This window comes from Rhodanobacter sp. FW102-FHT14D06 (assembly GCF_043950705.1).
In the GTDB taxonomy this organism is placed as follows: domain Bacteria; phylum Pseudomonadota; class Gammaproteobacteria; order Xanthomonadales; family Rhodanobacteraceae; genus Rhodanobacter.
The window spans coordinates 2299566-2314023 of the sequence record NZ_CP170722.1; the positions used below are offsets into that span (position 1 = coordinate 2299566).

Below are 14458 nucleotides of genomic sequence, written 5' to 3' on the forward strand. Positions count from 1 at the left end.
ATGGCGGCTTTTTCGTGCACCCGCGCGGCGTGTTGTCACAGTCGCCACCTCGATGGCGCCGAGCTGACGGCGGTCAACTGGCCGGAGGCGGGCAGTCCGCAGACTGCGCGCATCCAACAAGGGGACATCCGATGAAGCCGATCCGCCACATGCTTTCCGCCAGCTGCGTGCTGGCCGCCACGCTGGGTGCACCAGCGGCCCGGGCCGCCGTCGACGCGATCGCGCCGCCAGCGGCGAACGCGCCGCTGCAGCTGGAATGGGATGCGCGACTGCGCCACGAACAGGTCGACGACGACGCCTTCAGCCGCGACGCGGCGGCCACGACCTTGCGCCTGCGGCTGGGCCTGCGCGCCAGCTTCGGGGAAGGCTGGAGTGCGCTGCTGGAAGGTGCCGGCGTGGCCGCGGCCAACGAGCACTACAACAGCGGCGCGAACGGCCGCACGCAGTATCCGGCGATCACCGACCCGCGTGGCAGCGAACTCGACCAGGCCTGGCTGGCATGGCAAGGCGACGTGTTCGGCGCCACGCTGGGGCGCCAGCGACTGCTGCTGGACAACCAGCGCTGGGTCGGCAACAGCGGCTGGCGCCAGCACGAGCAGACCTTCGATGCGCTGGCGCTGCAATGGCAACCGCTGGACAGCGTGACCGTGCGCTACGACTGGCTCGACCGCGTGCACCGCGTGGCCGGCCGCGACGCGCTCAATCCGCTGGCGCGCGAGCGCGCTCTGGACACGCACCTGCTCAACGCCGCATGGGTCCGCGGCGCGCAGCAGTGGGTCGGCTATGCCTACCTGCACGAGGACCGCGACGTGGCCAGCGCATCGAGCGCCACCTGGGGCGCGCGCTGGAGCGGCAAGGCGCTGCACGACGGCAACGGCGCGGGCTGGACGCTGGAAGCGGCGCGGCAGCGCGACTACGCCAACAATCCGCTGCATTTCGCGCACAACTACTGGCTGCTGGAACCGACCTGGACGCAGGGCGGCATCACCGCGAAGCTGGGCTGGGAACATCTGGGCGGCAACGGCCAGCATGCGTTGCAGACGCCGCTGGCGACGCTGCACGCGTTCAACGGCTGGGACGATCAGTTCAACGTGACGCCCGCCGGCGGCCTGGAGGATCGCTACGTCGGCGCCGCCGGCAAGTTCGGTCGCAGCGGGCTGGCCGGCAAGCTCGCCTGGGTGGTGGCCTACCACGACTACCGCGCGGATCGCGGCGGCCGCTACGGCAGCGAGTGGAACGCATCGCTGAGCCTTCCGCTGATCGCCGGCCTCGACGCCATGCTCAAGCTGGCCGACTATCGCGCCGATGGTCTCGGTCGCGACAATGCGCGGGTGTGGCTGCAGCTGGAATGGCGCGGTCGGCAGGCGCTGGCGGGCGCGCGTTGAGCGTCGCTGGCGCGGCTGCGTTGACCCAGGTCAGCGCGCCCGCGCCCCTGCTGCGTTGAGATGGCCGCATGCCTGTCTCTCCACCGCCGGCCCACCACGACCACGCCACCGACGATGGCACCACCATCGCGCTCGACCTGCGCGCGCTGCCGGCGCCGGAGCCGATGATGCGTGCGCTGGAGGCAGCCGATGCGTTGGCGCCGGGGCAGACGCTCGAGCTGCTCACCCCGCTGCTGCCGACGCCGCTGCTCGATCTGCTGTCCGGTCGCCGTCTGCATGTCCGTGCGGAGATGCTGCCCGCCGGCGGCGCGCGCGTGCGGATCCATCGCCCGGACGACGATGGCCCGACTGGCGCTTGACCAGGCGCCGCCGGCGTCGTTGCCGCGGCGGTTCCTGCTGAGTGCGCCGCTGTGGGGCGTGCTCGCCGGCGCGCTGCTGCTCGTCGACGGCGACGTTGCGCTGCGCACGCGCTGGCAGCCGGCCACGCTGGCGCTGGTGCACGTGTTCACCCTGGGCGTGTTCGGCAACGTGATGTTCGGCAGCGTGCTGCAATTCCTGCCTGCCGCCGCCGGCGTGCGGGTGCGTGGCGGCGTGCGGCTGGGGCGACCGCTGCACGCCGTGTTCAACCTCGGCGTGCTGTTGCTGGTGGCCGGCCTGCACGAAGGCTGGCGCGGCGCGCTGCGCGGCGGTGCCGTGCTGTTGCCGCTGGCGTTCGCAACGTTGGCCGGGATGACCGTGCCCGGCCTGTGTGTCGCTGCGGGTCAGCGGCTGCTGCGCGCGGGCATCGGCGCGGCGATCGGCTTCGGCGTGCTGACCGCGCTGCTCGGCGCGCTGTTGGCGCTCGCGCTGGTCGACGGCACGACGCTGTCGATGGCGGCGCTGGTGGACGTGCACGCCAGCTGGGGCGTGCTGGGCTGGATCGTGCTGCTGCTGGCCAGCGTGGCGCGGATCGTGATGCCGATGTTCCAGGGCACGGCGGCCATGCCGGCGCGGGCGCAGACCCTGTGGCTGGCCAGCGTGCTGCTGATGCTGCCGGCCGCGGCATGGTGGCGCTGGGCCCGCGACGACGGCCGCTGGCTGCTCGCCACCGTGGCGGTGCACGTCGCGCTGTTCGCCGGCGCTGCGTTGTGGCTGCAGTGGCGCTCGCCGCGCGTGCGTCGCGCACCCTTGCTGTGGAGTTGGCGCGGCGGCCTGATCGTGCTGGCGCTGGCCGCCGTGCTGCTGACCGGCGGCGCGCGCGGCGCCGTGCTGGCGGCGACGCTGGGGCTGGGCATCGCGCTGCCGCTGCTGCTTGCCGGCATGGCGCTGGAGATCGTTCCCTTCATCGGCTGGATCGACCTGCACCGACGCTGCGGCCGCGGCCTGCAGTTGCCCGGCGTGCAGCGGCTGCTGCCCGACAGCGACAAGCTCGGCGTGCTGCTGGCGCAATGGCCGCTACTGCTGTTGCCAGCCGCGGTGCTGTGGCCGTCGCCGTGGCTGGCGCGTGCGGCCGGCGTGGCGCTGGCGTGCGCGTGGCTGGGCACGTGGTCGGCGTTGCGCGGCGTGCACCGGCGCGCCGAGGCATTCGTGGCGGCGTTGCCGCAGCACCCGTGAGCGGAAAGCGTCCGACGTCATCGCGGTGGTGCGTCGGTTGCGGTTGACCTCGATCAAGGCGCGCCCGCGCGGTTGCCGGCGATGATGCGCGCCATCATGCCAAGCCTCTCGTTGCGTTGCTCCGTTCTCCCGCGCCTGCGGCCGCCGCCATCGCGGTTCGCCTCGCGCCCGCACATCGGGTTGCACTGCCTTGCGCGCATCGCGGCTCGTCGGGCGGACTGAACCGGCCAGCTGCGCCCTCGGATACTTCGCCCACCCTCCACCGCGGATCGCCATGCACGACCTCGCCGCCGTCCCCGTGCCTGTCTGGCGCGATGAACTCGAACACGAATACGCCGCGCTTGCCGAGCGGCTCGAACCGCTGGTGCCGTGCCTGGAGATCCCGCTGCACCTGCCGTGGATCGACGCGATCAACAAGCTGAAAAAGCAGCGCGGCGCGGTGATCATGGCGCACAGCTACCAGTCGCCGGAGATCTTCCACGGCGTGGCCGACATCACCGGCGACTCGCTCGGCCTGGCCCAGGCCGCGGCCGAGTGCGAAGCCGAGCTGATCGTGCTGTGCGGCGTGCACTTCATGGCCGAGACCGCGAAGATCCTGGCGCCGCACAAGACCGTGCTGCTGCCCGATCTCGAAGCGGGCTGCTCGCTGGCTTCCTCGATCACCGCCGCCGACGTGCGCGCATTGCGCGCGCAGCACCCCGGCGTGCCGGTGGTGAGCTACGCCAATACCTCCGCCGCGGTGAAGGCGGAGTCCGATGCGATCTGCACCTCGGCGAACGCGGTGCAGGTGGTGGAGGCGATGGGCGCGCCGAAGGTGATCTTCCTGCCTGACGAGTTCCTCGGCCGCCACGTGGCCAAACAGACGGCGGTGGAAATCATCCTGTGGCACGGCCGCTGCGAAGTGCACGAGCGCTTCACCGCGCAGGAAGTGCGGCACGTGCGCGAGCAGTTCGGCACCCGGGTGGTGGCGCATCCGGAATGTTCGCCCGAGGTGCTGGCCGAGGCCGACTTCGTCGGCTCCACCACCGCCATGGGCAAGTGGCTGGCGCGCGAGAAGCCGGCCCGGGTGGCGATGGTCACCGAGTGTTCGATGGCCGACAACCTCAAGTCGCAGTTCCCGCAGACCGAGTTCATCAAGCCGTGCAACCTGTGCCCGCACATGCAGCGGATCACCTTGCAGAACATCTACGCCTGCCTGCGCGACCTGCGCCACGCGATCGAGATTCCCGCGGACGTGAGCGTGCGCGCCCGCGCGGCGCTGGAACGCATGCTCGCCGTCGGCCGGCGCGAACGCGTGTGAGGCGAGCGCACCTGCCGATCGTGGTGGTGGGCGGCGGCGTGGCCGGGCTGGCGACCGCGCTGGCCGCGGCGCCCGCGCCGGTGCGCCTGCTGTGCCGCGCCCACGACGGTTGCGGCAGCGCCACGGCGCTGGCCCAGGGCGGCATCGCCGCGGCGCTCGATCCGCATGACAGCGCCGCCGCCCACGCTGCCGACACGCTCGCCGCCGGCGCGCAGCACAACGACGCGGCGATGGTCGCGTGGCTGACCGCCGCGGCACCGGCGGCGATCGACTGGCTGCAGGCGCAGGGCGTGGTCTTCGATCGGACTTCGGATGGCGCGCTGCAACTGGGTCGCGAAGGCGGCCATGCAACCGCCCGCATCGTGCACGCCGGCGGCGATGCCAGTGGCGCGGCGGTGTTCTGCGCCTTGCGCGAGCAGGCGCAGGCGGCCAGCCACATGCAGTGGCGCGGCGGCGTCGATGTCGATGGCTTGTTGCTGCGCGGCGGTCGCGTGGTCGGCGTGCGCACGTGCGACGAGCGCGGCCGCCACGAACAGGTCGAGGCGGCGGCGGTGGTGCTGGCCACCGGCGGCATCGGCGCCCTGTACGCGCGCACCAGCAATCCGCCGGGTGCCGATGGCGCGGGCCTCGCGCTCGGCCTGGCCGCCGGCGCGGCGGCGCGCGACCTCGAGTTCGTGCAATTCCATCCCACCGCGCTCGACGTGCCCGGCCACTGCCTGCCGCTGCTCACCGAGGCGCTGCGCGGCGCCGGTGCGCGATTGCACGACGATACGGGCACTGCGCTGATGGCCGGCGTGCATCCGCTCGGCGACTTGGCGCCGCGCGACGTGGTGTCGCGGCGCGTGGCTGCGGCGCAGGCCGCCGGTGGCCGCGCCTGGCTTGACGCGACGGCGGTGGAGGGCGCCTGGGAGCAGCGTTTTCCCACCGTGCTGGCCGCGTGCCTGGCGCATGGCATCGATCCGCGCCGGCAGGCGTTGCCGGTGACGCCGGCGGCGCACTTCCACATGGGCGGGCTGGCCACCGATGCGGACGGACGCACCAGCGTGCCGGGTTTGTACGCCGTGGGCGAGGTGGCCTGCAATGGCGTGCACGGCGCCAACCGGCTGGCCAGCAATTCGCTGCTCGAAGGCGTGCTCTGCGGACAGCGGCTGGGTCACGGCTTGCGTGCGGCTGCCGCCGCGGACGTCGGCGTCGGCCCGCTGCGCGTCATCGAACGCGGCGCCAGCCTGCCGCCGGCAGAGCTTGCCGGCTTGCGTGCGCTGCTGTGGCACGCGGCCGGTCCGCGGCGCGAGGCGGGTGCATTGCGCGACGCCTGGCGGATCGGCGCGGCGCTGGCCGACTCCGGCTGGCAGGCATGCCTGGCCAAGGCGCTGCTGCGCGCGATGCGCCTGCGTCGACGCTCGCTCGGCGCACACTGGCGTGAAGATCGCGGCTGCCCGTCCTGATGCCTGCGGACGTCGTCGCGAAGGCTTCACGATGCGCTGGCGTACGGCCGTCGCACGCGTCGCACGTCAAGACAGGACGGCGTCCAACTGGCACACTTGGCATTCCCCCACCCCCGAGCATTTCATGACACGTCCTTCCTCTTTCGACTACGAGCAGCTGCGCGCCTGCGGGCGCGGCGAACTGTTCGGCGACGACAACGCGCGGCTGCCTTCGCCGCCGATGCTGATGTTCGATCGCATCACGCACATTTCCGAAGAGGGCGGCAGCCACGGCAAGGGCTGCATCCGCGCCGAAATGGACATCCATCCGGACCTTTGGTTTTTCGGTTGCCACTTCATCGGCGACCCGGTGATGCCCGGCTGCCTGGGCCTGGATGCCATGTGGCAGCTCAGCGGTTTCTACCTGCCGTGGCTGGGCGAACCCGGCCGCGGCCGCGCGCTCGGCGTGGGCAACGTGAAGTTCTCCGGCCAGGTGATGCCCACCGCCAAGCTGGTGCGCTACGAGATCGACATCCGTCGCGTGATGCGCGGCAAGTTGCGGCTGGTGATCGCCGACGGCAAGACCTTCGTCGACGACCGCCTGATCTACGAGGCCAGCGACATGCGCGTGGGCCTGTTCCAATCCACCGAGGGTTTTTGACATGCGTCGCGTGGTGGTGACGGGCATGGGCATCGTCTCGTGCCTTGGCAACGATCTGGAAACGGTGGCTGGCGCCTTGCGCGACAGCCGCAGCGGTATCCGCGCGATGCCCGAATATGCCGAGCTGGGCATGCGCAGCCATGTGGCGGGCGTGCCGAACATCGACCTGGAGGCGGTGATCGATCGCAAGCTGAAGCGCTTCATGGGCGACGCGGCGGCGTATGCGTACGTGTCGATGCGTTCGGCGATGGCCGATGCCGGGCTGGATGCCGATCAGGTGCGCAACCCGCGCATCGGCGCGATCGCCGGCTCCGGCGGCGGTTCGCCGCGCTGGCAGATCGAGACCGGCGACCTGCTGCGCAACAAGGGCGTGCGCAAGATCGGCCCGTACATGGTGCCGCGCACGATGTGCTCCACGGTGTCGGCCACGCTGGCCACCACCTTCGGCATCCTGGGCCTGAGCTATTCCATCTCCGCCGCCTGCGCCACCTCGGCGCACTGCATCGGCGCGGCCGCCGACCTGATCCGCCACGGCGCGCAGGACGTGGTGTTCGCCGGCGGCGGCGAAGAGGAACACTGGGGCATGACCTCGCAGTTCGACGCGATGGGTGCGCTGTCCAGCCACCACAACGATACCCCGGTCAGCGCCTCGCGTCCCTACGACACCACCCGCGACGGCTTCGTCATCGCCGGTGGCGGCGGCATGCTGGTGCTGGAGGAGTACGAGCACGCCAAGGCACGCGGTGCGCGCATCCACGCCGAGCTGGTTGGCTACGGCGTCACCTCCGACGGCGCCGAGATGGTCGCGCCGTCCGGCGAGGGCGCGGTGCGCTGCATGCAGATGGCGCTGGCCGACGTCAAGGCGCCGGTCGACTACCTCAACACCCACGGCACCGCCACGCCGCTGGGCGACATCGTGGAACTCGACGCCGTGCGCGCCGTGTTCGGCGACGCGGTGCCGCCGCTGTCCTCGACCAAGGCGCTGACCGGCCACTCGCTCGGCGCTGCCAGCGTGCACGAGGCGATCTACAGCCTGCTGATGCTCAAGGAAGGCTTCGTCGCCGGCTCGGCCCACATCACCGACCTCGACCCCCGCGCCGAAGGCTTCCCGATCCTGCGCGAAAGCCGCCCGGCCACCCTGAACACGGTGATGTCCAACAGCTTCGGCTTCGGCGGCACCAACGGCACCTTGGTGTTCGCGCGGGTTTAGGCAGCTCTGCTCATCCTCCTCCTGCTTGCAGGGGGAGGCTGGCGACCGAAGGGAATCCTTGAGGTGTGGGGGTTGCCCCATGCCGCACGAGCGACTTCGCTACAGCCATTTCACCTGGCATTTGCCCGGGCTGACCGGCGCCACCTGCGACCTTTTGCCGTGCTGCCTTGCGCACACTGATCGGCTTGCCACAGATCAAGAAGGCGGTTGTCCGGACGACCTACGCTGCGCGGCAATCGACTTGTGGAGCGGCCCGTGTCCATCGACGCCCGTAGCCCGCGCGCCCTCGCGGCGCGCCTGTTGTCCCTGCTCGACCTGACCAGCCTTGGCGAAGGCGACACGCCTGCGCGGATCGAAGCCCTATGCGCGTCAGCGCGTGCCGCGCCGGTCTTGCCAGCAGCGCTGTGCATCTATCCGGAACACGTCGGCAGCGTGCGCCGCAGCCTGCAGGGAACCGCCGTCAAGGTAGCGACCGTGGTGAATTTCCCCGATGGCGGCAGCGACCCGCAGCGGGTGGAAGGCGAGACGCAGCGTGCGCTGGCTGCGGGGGCCGACGAGATCGACCTGGTGTTGCCGTATCGGGCGCTGCTGGGTGGGGATGCCGCGGGTGCGCGTGCCGTCGTCAGGCGCTGCCGCACTGTCTGCGCCGACGGCGTGCTGCTGAAATTGATCCTTGAAACCGGCGAACTGGGTACGCCCGAGCTGATCCGCATGGCGTGCGCGATCGGTATCGAAGAAGGCGCGGACTTCCTCAAGACCTCCACCGGCAAGGTGCCGGTCAACGCTACCCCGCAGGCTGCCGCCGTGATGCTCGATGCGATCGCCGCTGCCGGTGGCCGCTGTGGCTTCAAGGCGGCCGGTGGCATTCGCACGCTGGCGGCCGCGGTGACCTATCTCGATCTGGCCGAAGCGCGGCTGGGCGCCGGCTGGGCCGATCCGGCACATTTCCGGATCGGTGCCAGCACACTGTTCGGCGAGTTGTGCGCCACAGCCTCGTCCGCTGCATGAACAGCCTGTCTGCCGCCGCCCTGATTCGCTGCAAGCGCGACGATAGGCCGCTCGATGGTGGTCAGCTTCATGCGGTGGCGCAGGGCATCGGGGACGGCTCGTGGAGCGAAGGCCAGATCGGCGCGTTCGCGATGGCGGTCGCGTGGCGTGGCATGAGCGCGGAAGAGTGTCGCCATTTCACCCTGGCCTTGCGCGATTCAGGCCAGCGGCTGCATTGGGAGCACTTGCCGGGGCCGGTACTCGACAAGCATTCCACCGGTGGCGTGGGCGACGGCGTGAGCCTGTTGCTGGCGCCGCTGCTGGCTGCGTGCGGCGGCTATGTGCCGATGATCTCCGGCCGTGGCCTGGGGCATACCGGCGGCACCCTGGACAAGCTGGAAAGCGTGGCCGGCTACGACGTTCATCCGGGCATGGCGCGCTTGCGCGAGGTCGTCGAGGAGGTGGGCTGCGCCATCGTCGGCCAGGGTGCCGAGCTGGTGCCGGCCGACTGCCGGCTATATGCGGTACGCGATGTCACCGCGACGGTGGACGTGGCCGAGTTGATGGTGGCCTCGATCCTGTCCAAGAAACTGGCCGGCGGCGCGCGGGCGCTGGTGCTCGACATCAAGACCGGCAATGGCGCGCAGTTGCCGGGCATGGCGGCGGCGCGCGACCTGGCCGAACGCATGCTGGCGACGGCGCAGGGTACCGGCATCGACGTGCGCGTGGTGTTCAGCGACATGGACCAGGTGCTTGGCCGCGAGGCAGGCAATGCGCTGGAGCTGCGCGCCGTGCTCGACCTGCTGCGCGATCGTGGCGACAACCCGCGGTTGCGTGCATTGACCCTCGAACTGGCTGCCGAGTTGCTGCGCATCGGAGGCCTGAGCCACGACCGTCTCGATGCCGAGCGCCGCGTGCGGGTGGCGCTGTCGTCGGGCGCGGCCGCCGAACGCTTTGCACGGATGGTGAGCGCGCTGGGCGGTCCGCCCGATCTGCTGGAACGGCCGGATGCGTATCTGGAGACCGCGCCGATTCGGCGCGTGGTGACGGCGTTCGCATCGGGCCATGTCACAGCGGTCGACGTGCGTGCGCTGGGGCAGGTGGTGGTGGATCTGGGGGGTGGCCGCACGCGTCCGGGCCAGGCTATCGATCATGCCGTAGGCCTGGCCGAGTTGATCGGGCGGGGCGACACCGTCGCTGCGGGCCAGCCGCTGGCCATCGTGCATGCGCGCACGGCGCATGCGGCGGACAAGGCCGAGGCGAGCGTGCGCGAGGCCTTCCGCGTCGCGCCGGAAGCTCCGCCTTGCGCACCGCTGTGGCAATGGCACACGCCGATGGAGCGTGTTGCATGAGCCGCGCGATCTGGCTGGTACTCGATTCGCTGGGGCTGGGCGCCGGGCCCGATGCCGCGGATTACGGTGATGCGGGTGCCGACACCTTCGGTCATGTCGCCGCCGCCTGCGCCGCGGCGGCGCGGGGACCGTTGCGCCTGCCGAACTTCACGACGCTCGGCCTGCCGCAGGCGCATGCAGCGGCGCATGGGCAGCCCGCGCCAGGCTTCGGGAAGCTGCCCCCACCCGCGGGGCTGTGGGGTTACGCGGTGGAGCGCGCCTGCGGCAAGGACACGCCATCCGGCCACTGGGAAACCGCCGGCGTGGTGCTGAGCGAGCCGTTCGGCGTCTTTGCGCAGGCGGAGCATGCGTTTCCGCCCGCCTTGCTGCAGGCGCTGGTGGCACGGGGCGGGCTGCCCGGTGTACTCGGCGACTGCCATGCCTCCGGCACCGAGATCATCCAGCGGCTCGGCGCGGAGCATCTGCGCAGTGGCTGTCCGATCGTCTACACCTCGGCCGATTCGGTGTTCCAGATCGCCGTACACGAGCAGGCGTTCGGCCTCGATCGCCTGTACCGCCTGTGCGAGCTGGCGCGCGAACTGCTGGAGGACTACCGCATCGGCCGGGTGATCGCGCGGCCGTTCGCCGGCACGGTGGAGTCGGGCTTCAGCCGCACCGTGCATCGACGCGACTACGCCCTGCCGCCACCGGCGCCGACGCTGTTCGACGCGCTGCTGGCTGCCGGTGGCGAGGTGGTCGCGATAGGCAAGATCGGCGACATCTTTGCCCACCGCGGCGTGTCCCGCTGCATCGAGGCACACGGCCACGATGAGCTGTTCGATGCCACGCTGGCCGCCATGACGCTGGCCGGCAGCGGCAGCCTGATCGCGACCAACTTCGTCGATTTCGACATGGTGTATGGCCACCGGCGCGACGTGTTCGGCTACGCCGCCGCGCTCGAGGCGCTGGATGCGCGGCTGCCGGAACTGCTGCATGCGCTGCGCCCCGGTGACCTGCTGGCGATCAGTGCGGACCACGGCTGCGACCCGACCTGGCCGGGCAGCGACCATACCCGCGAATGCGTGCCGGCGCTGGTATTCGGCCCGGGCCTGGCGCCGCGGGCGCTGGGACGGCGCGACAGTTTTGCCGACATCGGCCAGAGCATGGCCAGCCACCTCGGCCTGCCGCCGCTGGCGGCCGGTCGCAGCTTTCTTCCCTCTGCATGATCGCCATCGCATGAGCACGCCCCATCTCGACGCCGCCCCGGACATGATCGCCGACACCGTGTTGCTGCCCGGCGATCCGCTGCGCGCGCGACACATGGCCTGCGAGTTTCTCGACGACGGGCGCGAAGTGAACACGCGCCGCAACATGCTCGGCTACACCGGCTTCTATCGCGGCATGCGCGTCTCGGTAATGGGCAGCGGCATGGGCATTCCCTCCTGCGCGATCTATGCGACCGAGCTGACGCGCGTGTTCGGCGTGCGCCGGATCGTGCGCGTCGGCACCTGCGGCGGCGTGGGCGACGTCGAGCTGGGCGACTTGCTGCTGGCGCAGGCGGCGTCGACCGATTCGAACTTCAACCGCCTGCATTTCGGTGGCCATGACCTGGCCGCCTGCGCCGATTTCGGCCTGATGCGCGCGGTGGTCGACACCGCTGCGGCACAGCGGATCGACCTGCGCATCGGCGGAGTGTTCAGCACCGACTGCTTCCATGGCGGCGACCCGGGGCTGGTCATGCGGCTGCTGCAGCACCGCATCCACGGCATCGAGATGGAATCGGCCGGCCTCTACGGCGTGGCCATGCGCGAAGGCTTCCAGGCGCTGTCGGTACTGACCGTGAGCGACCACGTGCAGCGCGGCACGCACATGCCGGCGGTGCAGCGCGAGCAGGGCCTGTCGCGGATGACCGCGCTGGTGCTCGACAGCCTGCTGCCGGCATCGGGCTGAGCAGGGTCGATTGTTCCGACGCTCAGCCCGGTTCTGGCTTTGTGCGCCGGCGCCTGGACCGGCGTGGGGCGGCGTCGGCTGCGCAGTAGATCCCGTACAGCGTGGCGATGATGGCGTGCGCGGGGCCCGCAGGCAGGGCGTACCACACCGTCTGCGCCTCACGCCGGGTGCTGACGAGATTCTCGTCGCGCAGCCGGGCCAGGTGCTGGGACAGCGCCGACTGGCTGAGTTCGGGTAGCTGTTCGTTGATCTGGCCCACCGACATCTCGCCGTCCAGCAACAGGCACAGCACGCGCAGCCGTTGCGCGTTGCCCAGGGTCTTGAGCAGCTGCGACGCGTCTTCGGCGCGCGATTGCATGAGGTCAAGATCCGCATCGGCAGGGATGTTCAACTTCGGATTCCTCCGGAAGGGCGCGGCTGTCTGTTTCATGGGGTTGACTTTACCATGGAAAACTAATTAAGATAAACCTAATTTAGTTAATATGAATTTTCGGCCCGCCGCCGGGCCCGTGTCGGCTGGTTGCGCACAAGGTTCCACTCACTTCAGGAGTTCGCCGTGAACGTCGATCGCATGGTTCTGGGTTTTGCCGGCACGGTCGTGCTGGCCGGTATCGCGCTGGCGCATTTCGTGGCGCCGGGCTGGATCTGGCTGTCGGTGTTCGTCGGCGCCAACCTGCTGCAGTCCTCGTTCACCGGCTTCTGCCCGCTGGCGATGATCTTGCGCAAGCTGGGGCTGAAGCCCGGCTGCGCGTTTCCTTCCTGACCCGAGCGAGGCCACGCCATGTACCACATCGTCGAGACATCCAAGGGCTTCGAGCAGGCCGCGGCGGATCTGGCCACCGCCGTCGCCGCGCACGGCTTCGGCGTGCTGCACGTGCACGACCTGGGCGGCACCTTGCGCGGCAAGGGCGTGGAGTTCGGCCACGAGTGCAAGGTGTTCGAGGTGTGCAACCCGCGCCAGGCCGGCCGCGTGCTGGCCAACGACCTGCGGCTGAACATGGCGCTGCCGTGCCGGGTGTCGGTCTACACGGAGGAGGGCAAGACCTGGATCGGCATGATCCGGCCGACGCCGATGCTCGGCATGCTCTCCGCCGATCCCGCGCTGGCGGCGATCGCGCGCGAAGTGGAGCAGACCCTGGTGGACGTCATCGCCGAGGCGGCGTAGCGCCGGCGAGGCAGCCTCGAATTGACCAGGCTCAAATCCGTTGCGGTGCCGCCGGCGCACGCTGTCGGCACCTTCAATGCAGGAGTTAGTCACCATGAGCGACGTCGTCATCCTGGGGTCGGGCCTGGGCGGCACCAGTGCCGCCTATGAGATCAAGGCTGCACTGGGCGATGCCTACCGCGTCACCGTGGTCGGCGAAGGGCGCCTGTTCTCCTTCACGCCATCCAACCCGTGGGTCGGCATCGGCTGGCGGCAACCGGCCGACGTGCAGCTCGATGCGGCCGCGGCGATGGCACGGCACGACATCGCCTTCATCGATTCGCCGGCCAGCGCGGTGCGCCCGGCCGACAACCTCGTGGTGCTGGCTGACGGCCGCGAACTGAGGTACGACTACCTCGTCGTCACCACCGGCCCGCGGCTGGCGTTCGACGAGATCCCCGGGCTGGGCCCGGTCGACGGCTACACGCAGTCGGTCTGCACCACGCCGCACGCGACCGCCGCGTGGCAGGCGTACCGGCAGTTCCTGGAGAACCCCGGCCCGGTGGTGGTCGGCGCGGCGCAGGGCGCCAGCTGTTTCGGTCCGGCGTACGAGTTCGCGCTGATCCTCGACACCGACCTGCGCCGGCGCAAGTTGCGCGACCGCGTGCCGATGACCTTCGTCACCAGCGAGCCGTACATCGGCCACATGGGCCTGGGCGGGATCGGCGATTCCCGCGGGCTGCTGGAGCGCCAGTTGCGCCAGCGCCACATCAAGTGGATCTGCAATGCGCGGATCGACAAGGTGGAGGATGGCAGCATGCACGTCACCGAAGCCGACGCGCATGGCCAGGCGCAGGAGCAGCACGCGCTCGCGTTCCGCTACGCGATGGTGATCCCCGCCTTCACCGGCGTCGCCGCCGTGCGTGGCATTGAGGGCCTGGTCAATCCGCGTGGCTTCGTGCTGATCGACAAGCACCAGCGCAACCCGACCTTCCGCAACGTGTTCGCCGCCGGCGTGTGCGTGGCGATCCCGCCGGTGGAGGCCACGCCGGTGCCCACCGGCGCGCCCAAGACCGGTTTCATGATCGAGTCGATGGTTAGCACGCTGACCGCGAACATCAAGGCGGACATCGAGAACCGTCCGGCCACGGCCGAAGCGACATGGAACGCGGTGTGCCTGGCCGACATGGGCGACAGCGGCGCGGCGTTCGTGGCACTGCCGCAGATCCCGCCGCGCAACCTGACCTGGGCGAAGGAGGGCAAGTGGGTGCATCTGGCCAAGGTGGCATTCGAGAAATATTTCATGCACAAGATCCGCACCGGCAATACCACGCCGGTCTACGAGAAGTACGTGATGAAGGCGCTGGGCATCGCGCGCATCCGGCCCGGCACGGGTGGCGAATGAGTACTCCCCGCGAACCGCTGACGGAAGCACGCGATGCAAACCCGCCATCCCGCCTGGCGTGTCGCGCG

At 70.4% G+C, this 14458-nt stretch carries 15 protein-coding genes; 14 read left to right on the forward strand and 1 reads right to left on the reverse strand.

The window, feature by feature from the left end; genetic code table 11:
* The first annotated feature begins 131 nt into the window (after nt 1-131).
* The 11 genes from ACFCQI_RS10325 to deoD all read left to right on the forward strand — a co-directional run bounded on the left by ACFCQI_RS10325 (nt 132) and on the right by deoD (nt 11841).
* Complete coding sequence (locus tag ACFCQI_RS10325; RefSeq protein ID WP_395116361.1) at nt 132-1385, forward strand: alginate export family protein; 1254 nt, start codon at nt 132-134, stop codon at nt 1383-1385.
* 68 nt (nt 1386-1453) lie between these two features.
* A complete protein-coding gene (locus ACFCQI_RS10330; protein ID WP_395116363.1) occupies nt 1454-1744 on the forward strand; it encodes a DUF2249 domain-containing protein in 291 nt (96 codons plus the stop codon).
* Nucleotides 1725-2978 carry a hypothetical protein gene (locus ACFCQI_RS10335; protein ID WP_395116365.1) on the forward strand — a complete coding sequence of 418 codons (1254 nt, stop codon included), beginning with the start codon at nt 1725-1727 and terminating at the stop codon, nt 2976-2978. The genes ACFCQI_RS10330 and ACFCQI_RS10335 overlap by 20 nt, the downstream gene beginning before the upstream one ends.
* Before the next feature lie 274 nt (nt 2979-3252).
* Complete coding sequence (gene nadA / locus ACFCQI_RS10340) at nt 3253-4278, forward strand: quinolinate synthase NadA (RefSeq protein ID WP_395116368.1); 1026 nt, start codon at nt 3253-3255, stop codon at nt 4276-4278.
* Nucleotides 4275-5723 carry an FAD-binding protein gene (locus ACFCQI_RS10345; protein ID WP_395116370.1) on the forward strand — a complete coding sequence of 483 codons (1449 nt, stop codon included), beginning with the start codon at nt 4275-4277 and terminating at the stop codon, nt 5721-5723. The genes nadA and ACFCQI_RS10345 overlap by 4 nt, the downstream gene beginning before the upstream one ends.
* A gap of 124 nt (nt 5724-5847) precedes the next feature.
* Nucleotides 5848-6363, forward strand: coding sequence for a 3-hydroxyacyl-[acyl-carrier-protein] dehydratase FabA (gene fabA, locus ACFCQI_RS10350; protein ID WP_395116372.1), 516 nt, complete (start codon nt 5848-5850; stop codon nt 6361-6363).
* Nucleotide 6364: 1 nt separating this feature from the next.
* The gene (gene fabB / locus ACFCQI_RS10355) at nt 6365-7573 is read left to right on the forward strand and encodes a beta-ketoacyl-ACP synthase I (RefSeq protein ID WP_395116374.1); all 1209 of its coding nucleotides are present in this window, start codon (nt 6365-6367) and stop codon (nt 7571-7573) included.
* Between the two features lie 255 nt (nt 7574-7828).
* On the forward strand, nt 7829-8581 hold the full coding sequence (gene deoC, locus ACFCQI_RS10360; protein ID WP_395116376.1) for a deoxyribose-phosphate aldolase: 753 nt from the start codon (nt 7829-7831) through the stop codon (nt 8579-8581).
* The gene (locus ACFCQI_RS10365; RefSeq protein WP_395116378.1) at nt 8578-9912 is read left to right on the forward strand and encodes a thymidine phosphorylase; all 1335 of its coding nucleotides are present in this window, start codon (nt 8578-8580) and stop codon (nt 9910-9912) included. The genes deoC and ACFCQI_RS10365 overlap by 4 nt, the downstream gene beginning before the upstream one ends.
* Complete coding sequence (locus tag ACFCQI_RS10370) at nt 9909-11117, forward strand: phosphopentomutase (protein ID WP_395116380.1); 1209 nt, start codon at nt 9909-9911, stop codon at nt 11115-11117. The genes ACFCQI_RS10365 and ACFCQI_RS10370 overlap by 4 nt, the downstream gene beginning before the upstream one ends.
* Nucleotides 11118-11127: 10 nt before the next feature.
* Nucleotides 11128-11841 (forward strand): purine-nucleoside phosphorylase, encoded by a 714-nt coding sequence (gene deoD, locus ACFCQI_RS10375; protein WP_395116382.1) that lies wholly within the window; start codon nt 11128-11130, stop codon nt 11839-11841.
* Nucleotides 11842-11863: 22 nt separating this feature from the next.
* Here the strand turns inward: deoD and ACFCQI_RS10380 are convergent, their stop codons facing one another.
* A complete protein-coding gene (locus ACFCQI_RS10380) occupies nt 11864-12232 on the reverse strand; it encodes an ArsR/SmtB family transcription factor (protein ID WP_395116384.1) in 369 nt (122 codons plus the stop codon).
* 165 nt (nt 12233-12397) lie between these two features.
* Here ACFCQI_RS10380 and ACFCQI_RS10385 point away from each other — a divergent pair, with 165 nt between their 5' ends.
* From ACFCQI_RS10385 to ACFCQI_RS10395, 3 genes are all read left to right on the forward strand, one after another.
* Entirely contained in the window at nt 12398-12604 is a 207-nt protein-coding gene (locus tag ACFCQI_RS10385; protein ID WP_395116386.1) for a DUF2892 domain-containing protein, read from the forward strand.
* Nucleotides 12605-12622: 18 nt separating this feature from the next.
* The gene (locus tag ACFCQI_RS10390) at nt 12623-13006 is read left to right on the forward strand and encodes a DUF302 domain-containing protein (RefSeq protein WP_395116388.1); all 384 of its coding nucleotides are present in this window, start codon (nt 12623-12625) and stop codon (nt 13004-13006) included.
* 94 nt (nt 13007-13100) lie between these two features.
* Nucleotides 13101-14390, forward strand: coding sequence for an NAD(P)/FAD-dependent oxidoreductase (locus tag ACFCQI_RS10395; protein ID WP_395116390.1), 1290 nt, complete (start codon nt 13101-13103; stop codon nt 14388-14390).
* Nucleotides 14391-14458 lie beyond the last annotated feature (68 nt).